The 19,767-nt window shown below is 62.5% G+C and carries 23 protein-coding genes; 13 read left to right on the forward strand and 10 right to left on the reverse strand.

Annotated elements, in window-relative coordinates; genetic code table 11:
- Positions 1-178: 178 nt before the first annotated feature.
- From N554_RS0110060 to N554_RS0110085, 6 genes are all read left to right on the forward strand, one after another.
- Positions 179-1,042 (forward strand): FAD binding domain-containing protein, encoded by an 864-nt coding sequence (locus N554_RS0110060; RefSeq protein WP_029583354.1) that lies wholly within the window; start codon positions 179-181, stop codon positions 1,040-1,042.
- Positions 1,043-1,056: 14 nt separating this feature from the next.
- Positions 1,057-1,557 (forward strand): (2Fe-2S)-binding protein, encoded by a 501-nt coding sequence (locus tag N554_RS0110065; RefSeq protein WP_029583355.1) that lies wholly within the window; start codon positions 1,057-1,059, stop codon positions 1,555-1,557.
- Positions 1,554-3,974 (forward strand): aerobic carbon-monoxide dehydrogenase large subunit, encoded by a 2,421-nt coding sequence (locus tag N554_RS0110070; RefSeq protein ID WP_029583356.1) that lies wholly within the window; start codon positions 1,554-1,556, stop codon positions 3,972-3,974. The genes N554_RS0110065 and N554_RS0110070 overlap by 4 nt, the downstream gene beginning before the upstream one ends.
- Before the next feature lie 124 nt (positions 3,975-4,098).
- Positions 4,099-4,971 carry an AAA family ATPase gene (locus tag N554_RS0110075; protein ID WP_029583357.1) on the forward strand — a complete coding sequence of 291 codons (873 nt, stop codon included), beginning with the start codon at positions 4,099-4,101 and terminating at the stop codon, positions 4,969-4,971.
- Entirely contained in the window at positions 4,968-6,176 is a 1,209-nt protein-coding gene (locus N554_RS0110080; protein WP_029583358.1) for a vWA domain-containing protein, read from the forward strand. Before N554_RS0110075 ends, N554_RS0110080 begins: the two co-directional genes overlap by 4 nt.
- 11 nt (positions 6,177-6,187) lie before the next feature.
- Positions 6,188-7,015 (forward strand): XdhC family protein, encoded by an 828-nt coding sequence (locus N554_RS0110085; RefSeq protein WP_029583359.1) that lies wholly within the window; start codon positions 6,188-6,190, stop codon positions 7,013-7,015.
- Between the two features lie 150 nt (positions 7,016-7,165).
- Here N554_RS0110085 and N554_RS0110090 read toward each other — a convergent pair whose 3' ends face one another.
- The 7 genes from N554_RS0110090 to N554_RS0110120 form a co-directional block, all read right to left on the reverse strand.
- The gene (locus tag N554_RS0110090) at positions 7,166-8,119 is read right to left on the reverse strand and encodes a ribose-phosphate pyrophosphokinase (protein WP_029583360.1); all 954 of its coding nucleotides are present in this window, start codon (positions 8,117-8,119) and stop codon (positions 7,166-7,168) included.
- A gap of 162 nt (positions 8,120-8,281) precedes the next feature.
- On the reverse strand, positions 8,282-8,902 hold the full coding sequence (locus N554_RS0110095; protein WP_029583361.1) for a hypothetical protein: 621 nt from the start codon (positions 8,900-8,902) through the stop codon (positions 8,282-8,284).
- A 129-nt stretch (positions 8,903-9,031) separates the two neighbouring features.
- Complete coding sequence (pgeF, locus tag N554_RS0110100) at positions 9,032-9,799, reverse strand: peptidoglycan editing factor PgeF (protein ID WP_029583362.1); 768 nt, start codon at positions 9,797-9,799, stop codon at positions 9,032-9,034.
- A complete protein-coding gene (locus tag N554_RS0110105; RefSeq protein ID WP_029583363.1) occupies positions 9,796-10,923 on the reverse strand; it encodes a class I SAM-dependent methyltransferase in 1,128 nt (375 codons plus the stop codon). The genes pgeF and N554_RS0110105 overlap by 4 nt, the downstream gene beginning before the upstream one ends.
- The gene (gene lgt / locus N554_RS0110110; RefSeq protein WP_029583364.1) at positions 10,920-11,771 is read right to left on the reverse strand and encodes a prolipoprotein diacylglyceryl transferase; all 852 of its coding nucleotides are present in this window, start codon (positions 11,769-11,771) and stop codon (positions 10,920-10,922) included. Before lgt ends, N554_RS0110105 begins: the two co-directional genes overlap by 4 nt.
- Before the next feature lie 9 nt (positions 11,772-11,780).
- Complete coding sequence (locus N554_RS37290) at positions 11,781-12,731, reverse strand: metallophosphoesterase family protein (protein ID WP_029583365.1); 951 nt, start codon at positions 12,729-12,731, stop codon at positions 11,781-11,783.
- Positions 12,731-13,486 carry a dienelactone hydrolase family protein gene (locus N554_RS0110120; protein WP_029583366.1) on the reverse strand — a complete coding sequence of 252 codons (756 nt, stop codon included), beginning with the start codon at positions 13,484-13,486 and terminating at the stop codon, positions 12,731-12,733. Before N554_RS0110120 ends, N554_RS37290 begins: the two co-directional genes overlap by 1 nt.
- A 180-nt stretch (positions 13,487-13,666) precedes the next feature.
- On the opposite strand from N554_RS0110120, the gene N554_RS0110125 reads away from it, so the two are divergent.
- The 5 genes from N554_RS0110125 to ychF all read left to right on the forward strand — a co-directional run bounded on the left by N554_RS0110125 (position 13,667) and on the right by ychF (position 17,388).
- A complete protein-coding gene (locus tag N554_RS0110125; protein WP_029583367.1) occupies positions 13,667-13,960 on the forward strand; it encodes an accessory factor UbiK family protein in 294 nt (97 codons plus the stop codon).
- Between the two features lie 16 nt (positions 13,961-13,976).
- Positions 13,977-14,576: a YdeI/OmpD-associated family protein gene (locus tag N554_RS0110130; protein ID WP_029583368.1), complete on the forward strand. Its 600-nt coding sequence runs from the start codon at positions 13,977-13,979 to the stop codon at positions 14,574-14,576.
- 213 nt (positions 14,577-14,789) lie between these two features.
- On the forward strand, positions 14,790-15,524 hold the full coding sequence (locus N554_RS0110135; RefSeq protein ID WP_029583369.1) for a 50S ribosomal protein L25/general stress protein Ctc: 735 nt from the start codon (positions 14,790-14,792) through the stop codon (positions 15,522-15,524).
- 21 nt (positions 15,525-15,545) lie between these two features.
- Positions 15,546-16,157: an aminoacyl-tRNA hydrolase gene (pth, locus tag N554_RS0110140; protein WP_029583370.1), complete on the forward strand. Its 612-nt coding sequence runs from the start codon at positions 15,546-15,548 to the stop codon at positions 16,155-16,157.
- Positions 16,158-16,290: 133 nt separating this feature from the next.
- Positions 16,291-17,388, forward strand: coding sequence for a redox-regulated ATPase YchF (gene ychF / locus N554_RS0110145; RefSeq protein WP_029583371.1), 1,098 nt, complete (start codon positions 16,291-16,293; stop codon positions 17,386-17,388).
- A gap of 29 nt (positions 17,389-17,417) precedes the next feature.
- Here the strand turns inward: ychF and N554_RS0110150 are convergent, their stop codons facing one another.
- The gene (locus N554_RS0110150; protein ID WP_029583372.1) at positions 17,418-17,711 is read right to left on the reverse strand and encodes a DUF4282 domain-containing protein; all 294 of its coding nucleotides are present in this window, start codon (positions 17,709-17,711) and stop codon (positions 17,418-17,420) included.
- A 228-nt stretch (positions 17,712-17,939) separates the two neighbouring features.
- Here N554_RS0110150 and N554_RS0110155 point away from each other — a divergent pair, with 228 nt between their 5' ends.
- Entirely contained in the window at positions 17,940-18,407 is a 468-nt protein-coding gene (locus tag N554_RS0110155) for a MaoC family dehydratase (protein WP_029583373.1), read from the forward strand.
- Complete coding sequence (locus tag N554_RS0110160) at positions 18,407-18,886, forward strand: MaoC family dehydratase (protein WP_029583374.1); 480 nt, start codon at positions 18,407-18,409, stop codon at positions 18,884-18,886. The genes N554_RS0110155 and N554_RS0110160 overlap by 1 nt, the downstream gene beginning before the upstream one ends.
- 51 nt (positions 18,887-18,937) lie before the next feature.
- On the opposite strand, the gene N554_RS40920 is transcribed toward N554_RS0110160, so the two are convergent.
- Positions 18,938-19,075 carry a hypothetical protein gene (locus tag N554_RS40920; protein WP_197033523.1) on the reverse strand — a complete coding sequence of 46 codons (138 nt, stop codon included), beginning with the start codon at positions 19,073-19,075 and terminating at the stop codon, positions 18,938-18,940.
- Between the two features lie 260 nt (positions 19,076-19,335).
- Positions 19,336-19,755 (reverse strand): hypothetical protein, encoded by a 420-nt coding sequence (locus N554_RS0110170; RefSeq protein ID WP_029583375.1) that lies wholly within the window; start codon positions 19,753-19,755, stop codon positions 19,336-19,338.
- Positions 19,756-19,767 lie beyond the last annotated feature (12 nt).

The raw sequence follows: 19,767 nt of genomic DNA on the forward strand, positions 1-19,767 counted from the left end.
TCGCGAAGGCTGACGCATTTCGTGCGCGCCAATCCGTATTTCGTGCGAATTTTCAGCGCCCGTGACCCGGCGCCCGTCCCTGCCTTGCGCGCGAAAAATTCCGGGAACAGCTTGCGCCGCAATGTCTGCGCCCTGCGCGAATACGCGCCAAAGCGCCGAAAGATGGATGGAGGCGACGATGATTCCTGGCCCATTCAGCTATCACCGGCCTGCGACATTGGCCGACGCGGTCAAATTGCTCTCGACATTGGGCGACGAAGCTCGCCCGCTTGCCGGCGGCCACAGTCTGGTCCCGATGATGAAGCTTCGGCTCGCCACACCCGAACATCTGGTCGATCTGCATGGCATCGACGGACTGAAGGGCATCCGCCGCGACGGTAATCGCATCGTGATCGGCGCTATGACCACCCAGCACGAGCTGCTGGCTTCGGACGAGATCGCGAAATCGCTGCCGATGCTGCACGAAACCGTGCTGCTGATCGCCGATCCGCAGGTGCGCTACCGCGGTACGATCGGCGGAAATGTCGCCAATGGCGATCCCGGCAATGACATGCCGGCGCTGATGCTGACATTGGGCGCAAGCTACCGGCTCGAAGGGACCGCGGGCGCGCGCGACGTCGCGGCTTCCGAATTCTATCAGGGCGCTTATTTCACCGCACTCGAGCCCGGCGAAATCCTGACCTCGATTTCAATTCCCGCACCGGCCGCCGGTCACGGCTACGCCTATGAAAAATTAAAGCGCAAGGTCGGCGACTATGCCACCGCCGCCGCCGCGGTCGTCCTCACCATGTCCGGCGGCAAGGTCGCTGGCTGCGCGATCGGCCTCACCAATCTGCACGAAACGCCGCTGCTCGCGGCGGAGGCGGCTCGGTGCGTGATCGGAACCAGCCTCGATGAGGCGACGCTCAAAAAGGCCGCCGCGGCGGCGGAGGCGATCATGTCGCCGGCCGCCGATGCCCGCGGACCGGTCGAATACCGCAAGCATGTCGGCGGCATCATGGTGACGCGGGCGCTGACCCGCGCCGCCGGCCGCGCAAGCTGAGAAGGGGATCAAAAATGGCAAAGACCCATGTGACCATGAAGGTGAACGGCGCCGAGATCGAAGGCCTCGTTGAACCGCGCACGCTGCTGGTGCACTTCATCCGCGAAAACCTTCAACTCACCGGCACCCATATCGGCTGCGAGACCACGCATTGCGGCGCCTGTACCGTCGATCTCGACGGCATGTCGGTGAAAAGCTGCACCATGTTCGCGGTGCAGGCCGCGGGCTCCGAGATCATCACCATCGAGGGGGTCGCAAATGCCGACGGCTCGTTGTCGGCGTTGCAGGAAGGCTTCCGCATGATGCACGGCTTGCAATGCGGCTTCTGTACGCCGGGCATGATCCTGCGCGCGCAGCGGCTCTTGAAGGAGAACCCGTCGCCGAGCGAGGCCGAAATCCGGATGGGCATCTCCGGCAATATCTGCCGTTGCACCGGCTATCAGAACATCGTCAGGGCAATCCAGTACGCCGCCGCCAAGATCAATGGCGTCGAATTCCAGGAGGCTGCGGAATGAACGACATGACTCCCACGCGGGAACAACGCGAAGCCAATCTCGAAGGCATGGGTTGCAAGCGCAAGCGCGTCGAAGACATCCGCTTCACGCAAGGCAAGGGCAACTATGTCGACGACCTGAAGCTGCCGGGCATGCTGCATGGCGATTTCGTCCGCTCGCCCCACGCTCATGCGCGCGTCAAATCGATCAACTCCGACGAGGCGCTGAAAGTGCCCGGCGTGCTCGCGGTGATCACGGCCGAAACGCTGAAAACCGTCAATCTGGCCTGGATGCCGACGCTGGCCGGCGACGTGCAGATGGTTTTGGCCGACGGCAAGGTGCTGTTCCAGAACCAGGAAGTGGCCTTCGTGGTCGCCACTGATCGCTACGCCGCCGATGACGGCATCAACAAGGTCCAGGTCGAATACGAGCCGCTCCCGGTCGTGATCGATCCGTTCAAGGCCATGGACGCGGACGCCCCGGTGTTGCGTGAGGATCTCGCCGGCAAAACCACGGGTGCGCACGGACCGCGCAAGCATCACAATCACGTCTTCGAATGGACCGTCGGCGACAAGGACCTTACCGACGCCGCCTTCCGCAAGGCGGAGGTCACGGTCAAGGAGATGATCTCCTATCATCGCACGCACCCGTCACCGCTGGAGACCTGCCAGTGCGTGTGCTCGTTCGACAAGATCAAGGGCGAGTTGACGATCTGGGGCACTTTCCAGGCGCCGCATGTGATCCGCACCGTGGTGGCGCTGATCGCCAAGATTCCGGAACACAAGATCCACGTGATCTCGCCCGATATCGGCGGCGGCTTCGGTAACAAGGTCGGCGCCTATCCCGGTTACATTTGTGCCGCCGTGGCTTCGATCGTCACCGGAAAACCCGTAAAATGGGTCGAAGACCGCATCGAAAACCTGACCGCGACTTCCTTTGCGCGCGACTACCACATGACGACCGAAATCGCGTCGACCAAAGAGGGCAAGGTCAATGGTTTGCGCGTCCATGTGCTGGCCGATCACGGCGCATTCGACGCCTGCGCCGATCCGTCGAAATGGCCGGCCGGCTTCTTCAACATCGTCACCGGCTCCTACGACTTCCCCGTCGCGCATCTTTCGGTAGACGGCATCTACACCAACAAGGCGCCGGGCGGCGTCGCCTATCGCTGCTCGTTCCGGGTGACGGAGGCGGCCTATTGCATCGAGCGTGGGATGGACATTCTCGCCCAGAAGCTCGGAATGGATCCGGCCGAGTTGCGGCTCAAGAATTTCATCAAGCCGGAGCAATTCCCGTATCACTCCGCGTTGGGGTGGGAATACGATTCCGGCGATTATGCCACCGCCATGCGCAAGATGATGGAGTCGGTCGACTACGCCGGCCTGCGCAAGGAGCAGGCGGCGCAACGCGCGGCGTTCAATCGCGGCGAGACCCGCGAGATCATGGGCATCGGCGTGTCGTTCTTTACCGAGATCGTTGGCGCCGGTCCGTCGAAGAATTGCGACATTCTGGGGATCGCGATGTTCGATTCCTGCGAAATCCGCATGCACCCGACCGGCGCCGGCATCGCCCGGGTCGGCTCCAAGAGCCAGGGCCAGGGTCACGAGACGACCTGGGCCCAGATCATCGCCACCGAGATCGGCATTCCCGCCAGCGATATCATGGTCGAGGAAGGAAACACCGATACCGCGCCCTACGGGCTTGGCACCTACGGGTCGCGTTCGACGCCGGTAGCGGGGGCGGCGATCGCGATGGCCGCGCGCAAGATCAAGGCCAAGGCGCAGATGATCGCCGCCTACAAGCTTGAGGTGCACGAGGGCGACCTCGAATGGGATATCGACGGTTTCCGGGTCAAAGGGCTGCCGGAGAAATCCATGTCGATGAAAGACATCTGCTGGGCGGCCTACAACTCGGTACCCCCGGGCATGGAACCGGGCCTGGAGGCCGTGAGCTATTACGATCCGCCCAATATGACCTACCCGTTCGGCGCCTATATCTGCGTGATGAACATCGACGTCGATACCGGGGTCTACAAGGTTCGCCGCTTCTACGCGCTGGACGATTGCGGCACCCGCATCAACCCGATGATCATCGAGGGACAGGTGCATGGCGGACTGACCGAAGCCTTCGCGATCGCGATGGGTCAGGAGATCCGTTACGACGACACCGGCAACGTGGTGACCGGCTCGTTCATGGATTTCTTCATGCCGACTGCGGTGGAGACGCCGCATTGGGAAACCGATTTCACCGTGACGCCGTCGCCACATCACCCGATAGGCGCCAAGGGCGTCGGCGAGAGCCCGAATGTGGGCGGCGTGCCGGCGTTTTCCAACGCCGTCAACGACGCCTTCTCGTTCCTGGGCTCGACCCACATCCAGATGCCGCACGACTACTGGCGTAACTGGCGGGCGGCGAAGAATTTGGGAGTGTTTGCGTAATGCGATGGAAGGTGCCCAAATCGTCATTGCGAGCGAAGCGAAGCAATCCAGCTTTTTTGAGAAAGAGAAGCTGGATTGCTTCGTCGCTTCGCTCCTCGCAATGACGGCAGATAATGCTCCGGCAATGAAAACCCGCGAGGAGATCGCGCAAGCCCTGGCCGCCTCCGGCTATATCGCCGACAGCGAGCTTGCGACCGCGATCTCGCTGATGCAATTGCTCAAGCGCCCGCTGCTGCTTGAAGGCGAGGCAGGCGTCGGCAAGACCGAGGTCGCCAAGGCGCTGGCCGCCGCGCACGCGACCGAACTGATCCGCCTGCAGTGCTACGAGGGCCTCGATCAATCGGCCGCGCTCTATGAATGGAATTACCAGCGGCAGTTGCTGGCGATCCAGGCGCATCGCGGCGACAAGGCTGATACCATCGAGGATCAGATTTTCTCGGAAAAGTATCTGCTGGAGCGGCCACTGCTGGCCGCGATCCGCCGCCGCACACCGCCGGTGCTGCTGATCGACGAGATCGATCGCGCCGACGACGAGTTCGAGGCGTTCCTGCTCGAACTGTTGTCCGACTTTCAGGTTTCGATCCCCGAACTGGGGACGATTACCGCAACCACCATTCCGCATGTAATCCTGACGTCGAACGGCACCCGCGAACTTTCCGACGCGCTGCGCCGCCGCTGCCTCTATCACTATGTGGATTATCCCGATGTGGATCGCGAGGCGCGCATCATCATGGCGCGGATCACTGGCGCCGGTGCGTCACTGTCGCTGCAGATCGCGCGCATGGTCGAAAACGTCCGCAAGGAAGAGCTTCGCAAGGTCCCCGGTGTCGCGGAGACGCTGGACTGGGCGGCGGCACTGGTCGGGCTCGGCGTGCGCGACCTGCACGACGTCCCCGAGACCGTTCACGAAACCCTGATGTGCCTTCTCAAGACGCATGAAGACAAATCGCGCCTGACGCGCGAGATATCAGAACGCCTGCTGGGGAAAGTCGCATGAGTTGTTGCGGCACCAATCCGGCCTACGATGAACTCGACGAGGTTTGCCGCCTCGTCTCGGCGAGGCTCGCCGCGTTTCTCCGAACCTTGCGCGACAACGGTTTCCCCGTCGGTCTGCACGAAGGCCGGGATGCCGCTGTTCTGATGGCGGCGGGCTATATCGAGCGGCCCGGTCTGTTGCGCTCGGCGTTCAAGCACCTGTTCTCGGCGCGGAAATCCGACTGGGACAAATTCGATGGGCTGTTCGACGCGTTCTGGCTCGGCAGGCGCGTAAAATCGCGATCGATGACCATGGGTTCAGTGAAGGCGGCCAACAGCCCATCGCTGAAAAGCCTGCAGGACAAAAGGTCCGAACGCACCGGTGGCGACGCCGCAACGGACCAGATTCCATCGGCCGACGATGCGCCCGAGGCGCGCGCCGGCGAAGGCCGCATGGAAGGCGCTTCCCGCGCCGACAATCTCGCCGAGATCGATTTCCGCAAGATGGCGGATCCCGAGCAGATCGAAGAGGCCCACAACGTGGCGGCGCGGCTCGCGAAAACCATGCGCACGCGGCTGACCCGTCGCGATCTGGCGCGGCGGCGCGGCTACCGGCTCGACCTGCGCCGTACCATCCACAGTAACATCAGCCATGGCGGCGTGCCGATCAGCCTTGTGAAGCGGCAGCGCAAGGAAAAGCCGCTGCGTCTGGTGATGCTGCTCGACGCATCCGGCTCGATGAGCATGTATACCGGCGTATTCTTGCGCTTCATCCATGGCGTGCTGGATGAATTTCGCGAAGCGGAAGCGTTCCTGTTCCATACAAGGCTCGCTTACGTGTCCGACGCTATGAAGGAAAAGGATCCGGCGCGTGCGCTCGATCGTTTGTCGATCATGGCGCAGGGCGCGGGTGGCGGCACAAAAATCGGCGAAAGCCTGCAGACCTTCAACCGCTGGCACGCCGCGCGCGTGCTCCATTCGCGCAGCTGTGTTATGATCGTGTCCGACGGGTACGAGACCGGCGACGCCGCGCTGCTCGGCCGCGAGATGGCGGCGCTGGCTAAGCGCTGCCGCCGCATCGTCTGGCTCAATCCGATGATGGCGTGGCGGGGCTATGCGCCCGAGGCTGCGGGCATCAAGGCCGCGCTGCCCTATGTCGATCTCTACGCGCCCGCCAATACGCTGAAAAGCCTGACTGAGCTTGAACCCTATCTGGCGAAGCTCTGAGGGAGGCGCCGATGTCAGGGCATGTTGAAGTGATGGATCTGGTGGCCCAGCTCAAGGCCGCCGAGGAAACCTTTGTTCTCGCCACGGTGGTGCGCACGGTATCGGTGACCGCGGCCAAGGCCGGCGCCAAGGCGATCATCCGCCCCGATGGGACGATCGTGGCGGGCTGGATCGGCGGTGGCTGCGCCCGCGGCGCGGTGCTCAAAGCTGCGCGCGAAGCGCTCGCCGATGGCGAGCCGCGCATGGTCTCGGTGCAGCCGGAAAATCTTCTCGCCGAACTCGGCGTCAAGCCCGGCGAGAACCGCGACGGCGTGCGCTTTGCACAGAACATGTGCCCGAGCAAGGGCACCATGGACATATTTGTCGAACCTGTGCTGCCGCATCCCTCGCTGGTCATTCTCGGCGTCAGCCCGGTCGCGCTGTCGCTCGCCACCCAGGCGCGGCAGCTCGGTTACCACGTCACGGTTGCCGCACCGGCCGCCGACCTGCCGGCCGCTCCCGACGCGGACATGCTGATCGATGGCTATCAGCTCGGCCGGCTCAATGAGGCGAGACGCTTTATCGTGGTTTCGACGCAAGGAAGGGGTGACGAGGCTGCATTGCGCACGGCGGTATCGACCGGCGCCGCATATCACGCGTTCGTCGGGAGCCGCCGCAAGATGGCGGCGCTTCGCGAGAAGCTGATCGCGGAAGGCATCGAAGCGTCAGCCGTCGATCGCATCAAGGCGCCGGCCGGTCTCGATCTCGGCGCGATCACGCCGGAGGAAATCGCGATGTCGATCCTGGCGGAGATTACGGTCGAGCGACGGCGGGGACAGCGTGGAGCGGGGAGGGTCTAAGTTTTGAAGGCCGTCATTGCGAGGAGCGCAAGCGACGAAGCAATCCAGCCTTCGTTTGCTGCGCTGCTACTGGATTGCTTCGCGGAGCCTGTCATCGGGCGCCCATCCGCGCGACCCGTTGGCTCGCAATGACGTGGAGACGGTCGCGTTCTAATCGAACAAACTTGACACCGACTCTTCCGAAGCGGTGCGGCCGATCGCTTCCCCGATCAGGGCCGCGATCGACAGCGTACGGATATTGGCCGCTTTGCGAACCGCCTCCGTCGGCTGGATCGAATCGGTGATGACCAGTTCCTTCAGCTTTGAGCCGGCGATGCGGGCCGCGGCGCCACCGGACAGCACGCCGTGGGAGATGTAGGCGTAGACTTCCTTGGCGCCGTTGGCGAGCAGCGCATCGGCGGCGTTCACGAGCGTGCCGCCGGAATCCACAATGTCGTCAATCAGGATGCAGGTATATCCGGCAACGTCTCCGATCACGTTCATGACCTCGGATTCGCCGGCGCGCTCGCGGCGCTTGTCGATGATCGCCAGCGGTGCGTTGATGCGCTTGGCGAGACCCCGCGCGCGCACCACGCCGCCGACATCGGGCGATACCACCATGACGTTGGCGAGGTCGAAGCGTGCCCTGATATCGCGCACCATGACCGGCGATGCGTAGAGGTTGTCGGTCGGAATATCGAAGAAACCCTGAATCTGTCCGGCATGCAGGTCGAGGGTCAAGACGCGGTCGACACCGGCGCGGGTGATCAGGTTGGCCACGAGCTTGGCGGAGATCGGCGAGCGCGAACCAACCTTGCGGTCCTGCCGGGCATAGCCGAAATAGGGCACCACCGCCGTGATACGCCGCGCGGAAGCCCGGCGCAGCGCGTCGGCGATGATCAGCAATTCCATCAGATGGTCGTTGGCCGGATACGACGTCGACTGGATGACGAAGACGTCCGAGCCGCGGACGTTTTCCTGAATTTCGACGAAGATCTCCATGTCCGCAAAACGGCGGACGATCGCCTTGGTCGGAGGAAGGTGCAGCCAGTTGGCGATTTCCTGCGCCAGGGCAGGATTGGAGTTGCCGGCCACGAGCTTGATCGAGCCGTTCTTCGCCGACATCGACGCTTCTCCCCGCGCCTTGCTGGAGACAATGTTCAGCATATCGGGATACCCATAAAATCGGCGCGTTTTGACGACCGAGGTGATATCAAGGAGGCGGCGCGGCTGGCAAGCCGTCCTGCCCGGTTTTCCTGCGCAAAAACCCGTGCGCGGACTATTTTGTTAACGGGCGCTGTAGCCAAGCGCGCTGACACTGAATGCAGCCGAATCGGGCGATGCCTGTTCGGCGCCTGCGACCGCCGGGCCGGGTCTGTCCGGCGCAGGCGCCGGCGCATCGGGTGCCGTTCCGTTGATCATGCCGCTGAGGCCGTTGAAGCCGGCTTGCGCGATTTTCCGCAGCACCAGATCGTCGGCTGCGGTCCACGCGTCGCGTCCGGCCTTGCCGGCCGGCTCCTCGCCGCTAAGCCGCAGCGCGCGCTGCTGGTCGCGGTCATAGACGTCCCATACCCATGCAATGGTGGTGCGGCCGCGGCTGACCTGGGCGGCGAGATAGCTTCGCACGCGATACGACGCCGCGCCTGCGCGGGATACAATCGACAGGTTGCGCAGTTTGGACTCGCTGTCCAGCACATCGACCATTCGATCGAACACCTGCGGCGGCGGGCCGTCGATTGATTCGAAAGCGACGGTAGAACCGCCGCTGGCCATCGCAAAAGAGCCGCTTGCCGCCCCACCGCTGGCGCAGCCGCCGAGTCCGCAGGCGATCGCAAGCAGCAACGCCGCGACAGCGGTGCGCGGCGCAGTCCGGCTGGCCCCGAATGGAATTCCTGATGTGCCCCTCATCGTCCCGAGCGATATCGTTAAAATCCGTTAAGGTCTAGGGCAGGGGCCGCATAAAGGGCGATCAGGATTGAGGAAGCCGTCAGCGCGCGGCTATAATTTTCATTCAAGTTGAGACACTTCCGCCGAGGTTTAGGCCTCAAGAACGATCCCATGAATGTGGCGACCATAGTCCGGCTCTTTGCGATGGACCGAGCGGCGATAGCTGTAGAAGCGCTCATCGGAATAGGTGTCGACGCCGGTGTCGTCGATCATCAACACGCCGGCGTTTTCGAGCCGCATCCGGATGAAACCGGCGAGATCGAACATCGCATGGCCCTCGCGCGCCGAAGGAATGAAGTACACGGCGTTGTCAGCGTCGGCCTGCATGAATCGCTCGACGAATTCGTGACCCACTTCGTAACTGTGCTGCCTGATCAAGGGGCCGATCGCGGCGACGATGCCGCTGCGTTCGGCGCCTAGCTTTTCCATCGCCTCGACGGTGGATTCCAGAATGCCTGTCAGCGCACCCTTCCAGCCGGCATGGGCCGCACCGATCACCTGCGCGTTCGGATCGACCAACAGGATCGGTCCGCAGTCGGCCGCGCTGGCGCCAATAGCGAGGCCTTTGCTGCGCGTGACGATAGCGTCCGCCAGCGGTCGCGACGCCCCTGGCCACGGCCCGGTCGCCACCACGACGTCGGGCGAATGGGTTTGGCGTACGCTGAGGAAATACTCAGCCGTAACGCCCAGCTGCTCGGCCATCCGGCGGCGATTTTCCGCGACCTTGGCAGGATCGTCGTTCGAGCCGATGCCGCCATTAAGGCTGGCGTAAATGCCGTCGGACACGCCGCCGTCGCGCGTGAAGAAAGCGTGACGCAGCCCGGGAATGGCCGAGAGCAGCGGCGATCCGAGCGTCATGAAGGCCCGTCCCTGGCTTCCTGCCTTTCGCCGGCAAAGCCCGCCAGCGAGGTAAGCTGAGGTTCGGAGACCGCGAGCACCTTGAACATCGAGCCCATGCCGTCGCGGCCGCCGCCGATCAGCCGTTTCAGCGCGTCCGAAATATCTTCGGAAACCTCAGGCGTGGCCTTGGCCATTAATGTCGCCGCGCGGGTTTCGATGCCGAGGCGTTGCAGGAAATCGCCCTGCGACACCGGGCCATGGGCGCGGGCGCCGACATTCTCGGCGGCGCGCACCAGCGCCTGAAAATCTACATGGGCGGTAACGTCGGCCTGGCCGGGATTTCTTAACGGGTCGGCGAAGCTGTGGCGAGCGATGGCCTGCAAGGTATCGCCGGCGTCGCTGCGCAGGTGTCCGTAGTCGATGATCAGCGCCGCACCATCCTGATCGCGGACGCGGGTTGCGATCTTCATGATCTCTGCGTCGGGCCGCCACTCGAACACGGCGCCAACCGGGGCGGCGCGCACCGGCGGCGGCAGCAGGACCTCAAAACGCGGCATCGGCTCGGCAGCCGCGCCGAACACCAGCATGCCATCGGCGTCGAGCTCCACCACGCGCTCGTGCCAGCCGGTCTCGCCTTTCACCACCTGATGAACCGGCAGCACGTCGAAATACTCGTTGGCGAGAATGACCGAGGGGCCGTCTGGCACGTCGTCGATGCTGTCGTGCCACTCGATGTTGCGCACGCCCGACAACATCGCCTTCTGCCGCTCGCGCAGCACCGGATTGATCTCGACCAGGTGGATGCTGAGCGACTGAAAGAGCGGCGGCAGCACCCGCAGCGCGCGCAGCGCATCCGCCATCATGGTGCCGCGGCCGGGTCCGAGTTCGATCAGCCGCAGCCCGGGCGGCGAACCGATCGCCTTCCATACCGATGCCGTCCACAACCCGAGCAACTCGCCGAACATCTGGCTCACTTCGGGCGCAGTGGTAAAATCGCCCTCGCGTCCCAGCGGATCGCGCGAAACATAGTAGCCGTGCTTGGGATGCGTGAGGCACAGCGCCATGTAACGCCAAACCGGCATCGGCCCGGACGACTTGATCAGCTTCTGGAGCTCGGACTGGAGCGGCGAATACTCGGTCACGGCCTGCCCTCAGTGGGATTCGCCAACTGGTTCGGCGTCCTGCGCCAAGCCAGCACAATAATGATCGCTCCTGCAATGATCATCGGCACCGACAGCAGCATACCCATGGTCAAGCCGCCCCACAAAAATCCGAGCTGCGAGTCGGGTTCGCGGAAGAACTCACCGACGATGCGCGCAAACCCGTAAATCGCGATGAAGCTGCCGAGGATCAGGCCCGGCCGCTTCAAGGCGCCCATCCGAATCATCACCGCGAGAATCGCAAACAGCAGGATTCCCTCAAGCCCCGCCTCGTAAAGCTGGCTCGGATGGCGCGGCAGCGGTCCACCGTTGGGAAATACCATCGCCCAGGGCACGCTTAAGTCCGCCGGCCGGCCCCACAGCTCGCTGTTGATGAAATTCGCCAGCCGCCCGAGAAACAGCCCGATCGGCGCGACGGCGGTGGTGATATCGCCGAGCGACAGGATCGGAAGGTCGTGCTTGCGGCAGAACAAGATCACCGCGGCGACGCAACCGAGGAAGCCGCCATGAAATGACATGCCGCCCTTCCACAATTCGAAGATTTCGGCGGGATGCTGGATGAAGAATCCGAGATTGTAGAACAGCACGTAACCGGTCCGGCCGCCGAGGATGATGCCGAGCGTCACCCAGAGAATAAAATCGTCCATTTGCGGCAGTGTGATCGGCGCCGGCCCGCCCCATAGCTTCTCGTTCTTGATCAGCGAGCGTGCGTAGATCCACCCCAGTACGATGCCGCCGATATAGGCCAGCGCATACCAGCGGATCGCGATCGGCCCGATCGAAATGGCGATCGGATCGAAGACCGGAAAGGCGATGGTGAGGAAGGGCATCAGCGAAGTTCACAGCGGAACATGTGGTTTAGCTATCCTTGTGCTTCGCGACGCCAATGGCCAGTCCGATGCTTTCGTCCATCTAGCTTCCTCCGGAATCCACTCGATTCCATTATACCGACGATCTTCCAGTGGAATCCAATCCCAATAGTCGTGCGGCAGATTTACGCAAGATATCTTTACTGCTTGCGACGAGTCGATCTCGATGGTGGCGTAGTTCCCCGCATTGAAGTTTCGGCAATCCTCTTTTCCCCATTTCTGTTTGGTGCGCGGCCGTGCGGAAACAGGGCGGTCGAGCGCCGCCACGTCGACATATCTTGTCATCTTGAAGGTGTGTTCGGAGAACGTGTGAAGGTGGCCGAAAACATGCAGCAGTGCCTCAGGAAGTGCTTCATTCAACCTGACAATACGTTGATGAGTTACGACCACGCATCGACGAGGATCGACCCCCGCGCTCCGTACAGCCTTCGCGACGCTTTCCCTGTTCAATTTCAGTATCTCACTTCTTGCTGCTTGAAGTTGCGACAGGTATTTTTGATAAGCCTTGGTCCGCCGAATTTGATGCGCGGCCCTGGGTGCATTCCCGAGAGCGTCACCCACAGTCTTGTTATCGGATTCGACTCGGCGATATAATTTTCGAGCGATTGGATTTTTGCCCCAATCTGTTGGGCAGCCGCTGAAACCGGTGAAATGGATGTTGCCGATCGTGATCACGTTCGAATGTATCAGCCGGCAGCCGGGTTCAAAGGAAGATTCGTAAGCTAGCGTGTTATCCCAGTTTCCGTACACGTACAGGACGGGACAATCGAACGTCGCGAGGATCTTGAAGAAGTCGGCGGCGCTTTCATTGCCGATATCTCCGGCAACAACTATCGCGTCGAAGGAGTTTTTCTCCGAATCTCGCAATTTCCGGACAGCCACGAGGTTGTTATGGATGTCCGAAAAGGCGAGCAGTCTCATTACTGCCCCGCGGCTTGCGACCAGAGATTGCGGCGATAAAGCGCCAGCAGGCGTTCCCAGTGCCGCTCGGCCGCCGTCTTGTCGTAGACTGGCCGCTTCGGAAAGGCGAAGCCGTGATGCGTGCCGGGATAGATCTCGACCTCGGCATTGGCGCCGTCGTCTTTCATCGACTGTCTTACTTTCTCAATCGTCTCCATCGGCGCGTAAATGTCAGTCTCCGCGCAGCCGAAGTAGAGTTCGGCCCTGGTCTTTCGGCCGGCCAGATGCGGACTGTCGGGCTGGTCGGTCGCCAGATGCGTGCCGTAGATCGATGCCGCCGCCTTCACGCGCTGCGGAAAATGCGTCGCCGCGTTGATCGCGTATCGCCCGCTCATGCAATAACCAACAGTACCCACAATGTCGTTGCGCGCGGCGGCCTGGCCGTCGGCATAGGCGAGCAAAGCGCGGGTGTCCTCCATGATCAGGGGAATGTCGATCGAGGCCATCAGCTGGAACATGCGCTTGCGCTCCGGCGCTTCCGGATCGGCCGGCAACGGCCCCAGCTCCATGACGCCCGAGCGGTAGTACAGGTTCGGCAGCATGACGTAGTAGCCCGACGTGCCCAGCCGGCGCGCCATGTCGCGTAGTTCCTCGCGGATCGCCGGCGCGTCCATGTAAAAGATGATGACCGGGTGTGGGCCGTCGCGTTCGGGATGGGTGATGAAGGTGGTGGTATGGCCATCTTTGGTGGGAATCTCGATCTGCTGTTCGATCATCGGACGTTTCTTTCCGTTTCCGGCTTTCAGGTTTTTTGCTTGCGCGGGGTTCGATACGATTGCAAGGAAACTAGGGCATGACAAGGCTACTTGCACAGTGAGATCGGCCTTGAACCGCGCCGTCGGGATTGCCATTGTCTGATTTGCAGATCAGTGCGCAGCCGACCGGAGATTTCCAGGATGACCCAGACCAGCAATCGGTTTTTCGACGAGATCGGGCGACTGATGAATGACGCCGCGGGCGCCGCCCAGGGCGTCAAGCGCGAAGTCGATACCGTGGTCCGCAATCAGGCCGAAAAAATCCTGCGCGACCTCGATATCGTCAAGCGCGAGGAGTTCGAGGCGGTCAAGGACATGGCGCGGCTGGCGCGCGAGGAAAACGAGGCGCTGAAGGCGCGCATCAGTGTGCTGGAGGCCAAGCTCGGCGTTTCCCCGTCCGCGCCGGACAACGGCGGCCTGAAGACGGACGGCTGATTGGCTTCGCGCCCGGATGGGAAAAGCTAAGCGCGAGCTGCCGGTCATTGCTTTCAAATCGCACCAGGCGTGGGACGCATGGCTGGCATCGCAGCCAGCTGAGTCGAAGGGTCTGTGGCTGAAACTGGCAAAGAAGTCTTCGGGGATAGCCAGCGTCTCAAAGGGGGAGGCGATCGATACGGCGCTCTGTCATGGCTGGATCGACGGCCAACTCGACAGTTTCGACGACGACTATTGGCTGATCCGCTTCACGCCGCGTCAAGCCACCAGCAAATGGTCCGAGAAAAACCGCCTCCGGGCGCTTCAGCTTGTCGAGTTGAAACGCATGCAACCTGGGGGATTGAACGAGATCGAACGCGCCAAAAGGGACGGACGCTGGGATGCCGCCTACGCGCCGCAAAGCACGGCGCAGGTGCCTGATGATCTTCGCGCCGCCCTGGCGAAAAATAAGAAGGCAAAAAGCTTTTTCGAAATCCTCGATCGTACCAATCGCTACGCGATCCTTTACCGGATCCACGATGCCAAAAAGCCCGAGACCCGAATGGCGCGCATCGAGAAATTCGTCACGATGCTGAGCGCAGGCCAAACCATCTATCCGCAGAAAGCAAAGCCTTGAGATGTGCGTAACCGGGCGGTGCTCAGAGGGACCCGGGCGTTTTGGGCGTCGGGAACCGGGGGACAGAAAAATCCCTGCATTTCCTTGTCATTTCGGGACTTTAGGGCTAGAACCCCGCCACGTCCGCAGCCCCCGCACCCCTGGAGGCTTGCTGCGGACCGCAACCGGGCCGCGATGCGGCCTTTAACTTTTTAAAAACAAGGACTTAAGCAGATGGCGACCGTCAAGGAATTGAAGGCGACCGCACGTCCGGCAGGCGGCAAGGGGGCCGCACGGGCAGAGCGTCGCGCCGGGAGAGTGCCCGGAGTGATCTATGGCAACAACCAGCCCCCCGTGACCATCTCGGTCGACGATGCCGAACTGCGCCAGCGCATCCTGGCGGGGCGGTTTCTCACCACGATTTATGACATCGATCTCGAGGGCAAGAAGCACCGCGTGATCCCGCGCGACTTCCATCTCGATCCGGTGCGCGATTTTCCGCTCCATGTCGATTTCATGCGGCTCGGCGAAGGCGCAACCATCCGCGTCAGCGTTCCCCTGCGCATCCAGAATGCGGAAACGGCGCCGGGCGTGAAGCGCGGCGGCACCGTCAACATCGTCACCCACACCATCGATCTGGAATGCTCGGTCGATAACATTCCGCAATATGTCGAGGCCGACGTCGGCGGTCTGGAAATCAGCTACTCGCTGCATTTGTCCGACATCAAGTTGCCCGCCGGTGTGAAGTCGCTGGTGCGCGAAGACGTGACGCTGGTGACCATCGTGCCGCCGTCCGGCTACGCCGAAGAACAGAAGGCGGCTGCGGCTGCCGCGGCGGCCGGTACCACGGCTGCTGCTACGCCTGCGGCGGGTGCCGCTCCGGCGGCTGGCGCTGCGGCGGCTGCGCCTGCGGCAGGTGCTCCCGCGGCAGGTGCGAAGGCGCCTGCCGGCGGCGACAAGAAGAAGTAACCTGGCGCGGGATGCCGCGTCATGCGCCTCTTTGTTGGTCTCGGCAACCCCGGTGCGAAGTTCGCGCATCACCGGCACAATATCGGGTTCGCAGTCGTCGATGAAATTGCGCGGCGTCATGGTTTCGCACCGTGGCGCCGCCGCTTTCAGGGCGAGACCGCGGAAGGCACGCTCGATCGCGAACGTGTCGTGCTGCTGAAGCCGATGACCTTCATGAACGAGTCGGGACGCGCGGTTCAGGAGGCGGCGAATTTCTTCAAGCTCGCGGCAGGCGAGATCACCGTGTTCCAGGATGAGCTCGAACTGCCGGCGGCCAAGGTTCGCGTCAAGGTCGGCGGCGGCATCGCCGGCCACAACGGCCTGCGATCGGTCTCCTCGCATATCGGCAACGACTATCGCCGCGTGCGGCTCGGAATCGGCCATCCCGGCATCAAGGAACTGGTGCACGGCTACGTGCTGTCCGATTTCGCCAAGGACGACCGTCCCTGGGTTGCGGCGCTGTGCGAAGCTGTTGCCGACAACGCCGGGCTGCTCGCCACCGATCGCGATTCGACGTTTCAGAACAAGGTGCATCTGGCGATGCAGGCCAAGGGATTCACATCAAAGGAAGATGGCGCGGAGAAGCAGGACTGACTTCTCGCGCTGAACAACCTGTTCCATCGTCGTGCCGCCGGTGCCGGGCATCGACGTCTTCCTTTTGCAAGAAACAAGACGTGGGTGGCCGGGACGAGCCCGGCCGTGACAAAGCGAAATCGTTGAGGACGAAATGGGATTCAAATGCGGTATCGTCGGATTGCCTAATGTCGGCAAGTCGACGCTGTTCAACGCGCTGACGGAAACCGCGGCGGCGCAGGCGGCGAACTATCCGTTCTGCACCATCGAGCCGAATGTCGGCGAGGTCGCGGTGCCAGATCCGCGGCTCGACAAGCTCGCGGAGATCGCCAAATCCGGCCAGATCATCCCGACGCGGCTGACCTTTGTCGATATCGCGGGCCTGGTGCGCGGCGCCTCGAAGGGCGAGGGCCTCGGCAACCAGTTTCTCGCCACCATCCGCGAGGTCGACGCGGTCGCGCATGTGGTGCGCTGCTTTGAGGATTCCGATATTACCCATGTCGAAGGCAAGATCGCGCCGCTGGCCGACATCGAGACCATTGAGACCGAGTTGATGCTTGCCGATCTCGACAGCCTGGAAAAGCGGGTCGACAATCTGACCAAAAAGGCCAAAGGCAACGACAAGGAGGCCAAGGAGCAGCTCGACCTAGTCAACCGCGCGCTGGTGCTGTTGCGCGAAGGCAAGCCGGGCCGGTTTCTCCAGCGCAAGCCCGAAGAAGAACGCGCTTTCGGTATGCTCGGGCTATTGACGTCCAAGCCGGTGCTCTACGTCTGCAACGTCGAGGAATCCTCAGCGGCCAAGGGTAACGATTTTTCGAAGGCCGTTGCTGAACACGCAAAGAAGGAAGGCGCGGTCGCCGTCACCATCTCCGCCAAGATCGAATCGGAGATCGCGACGCTATCGCGCGAGGAGCGCACCGAGTTTCTCGATACCCTTGGCCTCGAGGAAGCAGGCCTCGATCGCCTGATCCGCGCCGGCTATCAGCTCTTGGACCTCATCACCTATTTCACCGTCGGGCCGAAGGAGGCGCGGGCCTGGACCATCCACCGCGGCACCAAGGCGCCCGCCGCCGCCGGAGTCATCCATACCGACTTTGAAAAGGGGTTCATTCGCGCCGAAACCATCGCCTACGCCGATTATGTCGCGCTCGGCGGCGAAGCCGGTGCCCGCGACGCCGGCAAGTTGCGGCTGGAAGGCAAGGAGTACGTCGTCGCCGACGGCGACGTCATGCATTTCAGGTTCAATAACTAAGCGTGTGTAGGCACTAACGCACTAACGCACTAACGCACCTGACCCTGGTCACGGATCGCGCCGAGATGTTCGTTGATGCGAAACACGATCAGGATGAATTCCGCGGCGATGCGGGAAAACACGACGCCGACGACCACGCTGGCAATCGAGGACAACAGCAGGATGAACCCGCCAAACGGGCTGATCGCCATCGCGGCCAACCCCGAAAAAATGCCGGAGATGCCGAACAGCGTTACTAACGCGATGACCAGCCAGTAGAAGGTCTTGATGATGGTGGGCGTGATAAAGCGGTCCCACTGAAACAAATCCCGAAATTCAAACATCGGTCGTTCTCCCCCGGGCGAGCGAATATCAGTTGCGTCTAAACCTCGCCAAAGGTACAGCGCTTAGCTCCGAACGTTGCCCGGGGCAAGATCGCGGACGGGTACCGAAGGGCGGTGCTCGCCCGTAGAGCACGAGCCATGCGAGTCGGCAGGTTGAGATTGCCGCAAATAACGGCCACAATCGGGCCTGCCTCCAGCAATCTCCGTTCCCTCCAGCAATCCCCCGTCATGACGCTCAGCTTTGAAGATTTTCCGCCCGGGCATTTCGGCAGATTCGGACCGCGCCGCGTCACGCGCGAGGAGATTCTTGCATTTGCCGCCGAGTTCGATCCGCAGCCGATGCATCTCGACGAGGAGGCCGCCAATCGCTCGATGCTGAAAGGGCTCTCGGCTTCGGGCTGGCATCTTTGCTCGATCATGATGCGGATGATGTTCGACGGCTATATCGGCCGCACGGCCTCGCTCGGCTCACCGGGCGTCAACGAATTGCGCTGGCTCGCGCCGCTGCGGCCGGGCGACGAACTCATGCTCGATATCGATGTGACGGAGGCGAGGGTGTCCCGCAGCCGGCCCGAGACCGGCATCGTGACGTTCAAGGCCGTCGTCCGCAACGCGGCGGGGCAGGCGTTATGCGAAATGGTGTCGCCGATCATCGTACGGCGGCGCGCTGACGTCGCGGCGGAGCAGGCGGGCTGATGCGTTTCTTCGAAGACATCGAGATCGGGCAGCGGCGCGAACTGGGATCGTTCACCTTCACCGCCGAGTTGATCAAGAAATTCGCCGCGCAATTTGATCCTCAGCGCTTTCATCTCGACGAGGAGGAGGGCCGTAAATCGCTGTTCGGCGGGCTCGCGGCGTCGGGTTGGCATGTCGGTTCGGTCTGCATGAAACTGGTGGTGGCGCACAGTCAGCGCCAGGCCAAGGAGGCCGCGGCGCGCGGCGAGCCGGTCGCGATCTGGGGACCTTCGCCGGGTTTTCGTGAGCTGCGCTGGTTGGTGCCGGTGCTGGCGGGCGACACCATCAGCTTCGCCAGCGAGGTCGAATCGCTGCGCTCGTCGGAGAAGCGCCCCGAATGGGGCATCCTGCAGGCCCGCAACACCGGCACCAACCAGCGCGGCGAACTGGTGTTTTCAATCCTGGCGACGGCCTTCGTGCCGCGGCGAAGTACGTCGTAGCCCGGAGCCAACGGGTGGCGCGAAGGCGCACCCGACGACAAGGCGCAAACATCAGCGGTTCCAGGCCAGCGCCAGAACCACCACAGCCACCAGCAGCAGCCCGACAAACCGGATCATGATGGTGCCGATCCTCTGCGGCGAACCCCGCAACGGAATCGGATCGGTATGGTCCGGCCGAATGCTTTTCATGAAGATTTGTCCCCGCCCCAGGCGATGCTGCCTGCTCTTGGTCGCGGCAGGGAGCCGGCAAGTTCAAGCGCGCCCAGAGCATGATCCGGAAAAGCGGAAACCGGTTTTCCGAAAGGATCATGCTCAAACAAAGCAATAACCTTGGAGTCTGATTCAACCCAGTTGAATCAGACTCCGGCGAAACGAAACCGCCGCTTCCCCTGAGGGGGAGGCGGCGGTGGCCGAATGCGGCAACGAGAAGTTAGAGCCTGGCTGGCGGCTCAGCCGTGGCGAAGGCCGTCGGCGGCGCGTTTCCACTGCGAGACATTGTCGGCGATCATCCGCGTGGATTTCATCGCAGCCTGGCTGAGCTGGGCATAGCCGGAGATCTCGCGCTGGACGCGCTGGCCTTCGGCGTGCAGGAGGTCACGCAGGCTTTCGAGCTCGGAAATCAGATTCTCGATTTCCGCAAGCGAGCTACCGGCAACGCGCTGGATCAGCGAGTTGAGGTTGTTGGCAGTCGCCTCGGTGCTCGATTCAAGCCCCGTGTCGGGGCTGGCAGGCGCGCCCGCCGCGGGGCGGCGCAGATAGGCGACGTCGTTGCGGACGAAGTCGCGGATGCCGGCCTCCACTTCCGAGACGGCGGTGAGGTTGGAGTCTTCTTCAATTGATTCAATTTTTTCAGAAAGGATTGCAGTCATCGGCTATTCCCC

Origin of the sequence: Bradyrhizobium sp. URHD0069, assembly GCF_000701345.1 — a bacterium.
Taxonomy (GTDB): domain Bacteria; phylum Pseudomonadota; class Alphaproteobacteria; order Rhizobiales; family Xanthobacteraceae; genus Bradyrhizobium.

What these genes read in the sequence shown, in the direction of transcription:
- N554_RS0110125 (WP_029583367.1), top strand. Translation starts at nt 13,667, where the DNA reads ATGACCCAGACCAGCAATCGGTTTTTCGACGAGATCGGGCGACTGATG.
- N554_RS40920 (WP_197033523.1), bottom strand. Translation starts at nt 19,075, where the DNA reads ATGAAAAGCATTCGGCCGGACCATACCGATCCGATTCCGTTGCGGGGT.
- N554_RS0110075 (WP_029583357.1), top strand. Translation starts at nt 4,099, where the DNA reads ATGAAAACCCGCGAGGAGATCGCGCAAGCCCTGGCCGCCTCCGGCTAT.
- ychF (WP_029583371.1), top strand. Translation starts at nt 16,291, where the DNA reads ATGGGATTCAAATGCGGTATCGTCGGATTGCCTAATGTCGGCAAGTCG.
- N554_RS0110060 (WP_029583354.1), top strand. Translation starts at nt 179, where the DNA reads ATGATTCCTGGCCCATTCAGCTATCACCGGCCTGCGACATTGGCCGAC.
- N554_RS0110065 (WP_029583355.1), top strand. Translation starts at nt 1,057, where the DNA reads ATGGCAAAGACCCATGTGACCATGAAGGTGAACGGCGCCGAGATCGAA.
- N554_RS0110085 (WP_029583359.1), top strand. Translation starts at nt 6,188, where the DNA reads ATGTCAGGGCATGTTGAAGTGATGGATCTGGTGGCCCAGCTCAAGGCC.
- N554_RS37290 (WP_029583365.1), bottom strand. Translation starts at nt 12,731, where the DNA reads ATGAGACTGCTCGCCTTTTCGGACATCCATAACAACCTCGTGGCTGTC.
- N554_RS0110170 (WP_029583375.1), bottom strand. Translation starts at nt 19,755, where the DNA reads ATGACTGCAATCCTTTCTGAAAAAATTGAATCAATTGAAGAAGACTCC.
- N554_RS0110160 (WP_029583374.1), top strand. Translation starts at nt 18,407, where the DNA reads ATGCGTTTCTTCGAAGACATCGAGATCGGGCAGCGGCGCGAACTGGGA.
- N554_RS0110150 (WP_029583372.1), bottom strand. Translation starts at nt 17,711, where the DNA reads ATGTTTGAATTTCGGGATTTGTTTCAGTGGGACCGCTTTATCACGCCC.
- N554_RS0110135 (WP_029583369.1), top strand. Translation starts at nt 14,790, where the DNA reads ATGGCGACCGTCAAGGAATTGAAGGCGACCGCACGTCCGGCAGGCGGC.
- N554_RS0110070 (WP_029583356.1), top strand. Translation starts at nt 1,554, where the DNA reads ATGAACGACATGACTCCCACGCGGGAACAACGCGAAGCCAATCTCGAA.
- N554_RS0110155 (WP_029583373.1), top strand. Translation starts at nt 17,940, where the DNA reads ATGACGCTCAGCTTTGAAGATTTTCCGCCCGGGCATTTCGGCAGATTC.
- N554_RS0110130 (WP_029583368.1), top strand. Translation starts at nt 13,977, where the DNA reads ATGGGAAAAGCTAAGCGCGAGCTGCCGGTCATTGCTTTCAAATCGCAC.
- pth (WP_029583370.1), top strand. Translation starts at nt 15,546, where the DNA reads ATGCGCCTCTTTGTTGGTCTCGGCAACCCCGGTGCGAAGTTCGCGCAT.
- N554_RS0110120 (WP_029583366.1), bottom strand. Translation starts at nt 13,486, where the DNA reads ATGATCGAACAGCAGATCGAGATTCCCACCAAAGATGGCCATACCACC.
- N554_RS0110090 (WP_029583360.1), bottom strand. Translation starts at nt 8,119, where the DNA reads ATGTCGGCGAAGAACGGCTCGATCAAGCTCGTGGCCGGCAACTCCAAT.
- N554_RS0110095 (WP_029583361.1), bottom strand. Translation starts at nt 8,902, where the DNA reads ATGAGGGGCACATCAGGAATTCCATTCGGGGCCAGCCGGACTGCGCCG.
- pgeF (WP_029583362.1), bottom strand. Translation starts at nt 9,799, where the DNA reads ATGACGCTCGGATCGCCGCTGCTCTCGGCCATTCCCGGGCTGCGTCAC.
- lgt (WP_029583364.1), bottom strand. Translation starts at nt 11,771, where the DNA reads ATGCCCTTCCTCACCATCGCCTTTCCGGTCTTCGATCCGATCGCCATT.
- N554_RS0110080 (WP_029583358.1), top strand. Translation starts at nt 4,968, where the DNA reads ATGAGTTGTTGCGGCACCAATCCGGCCTACGATGAACTCGACGAGGTT.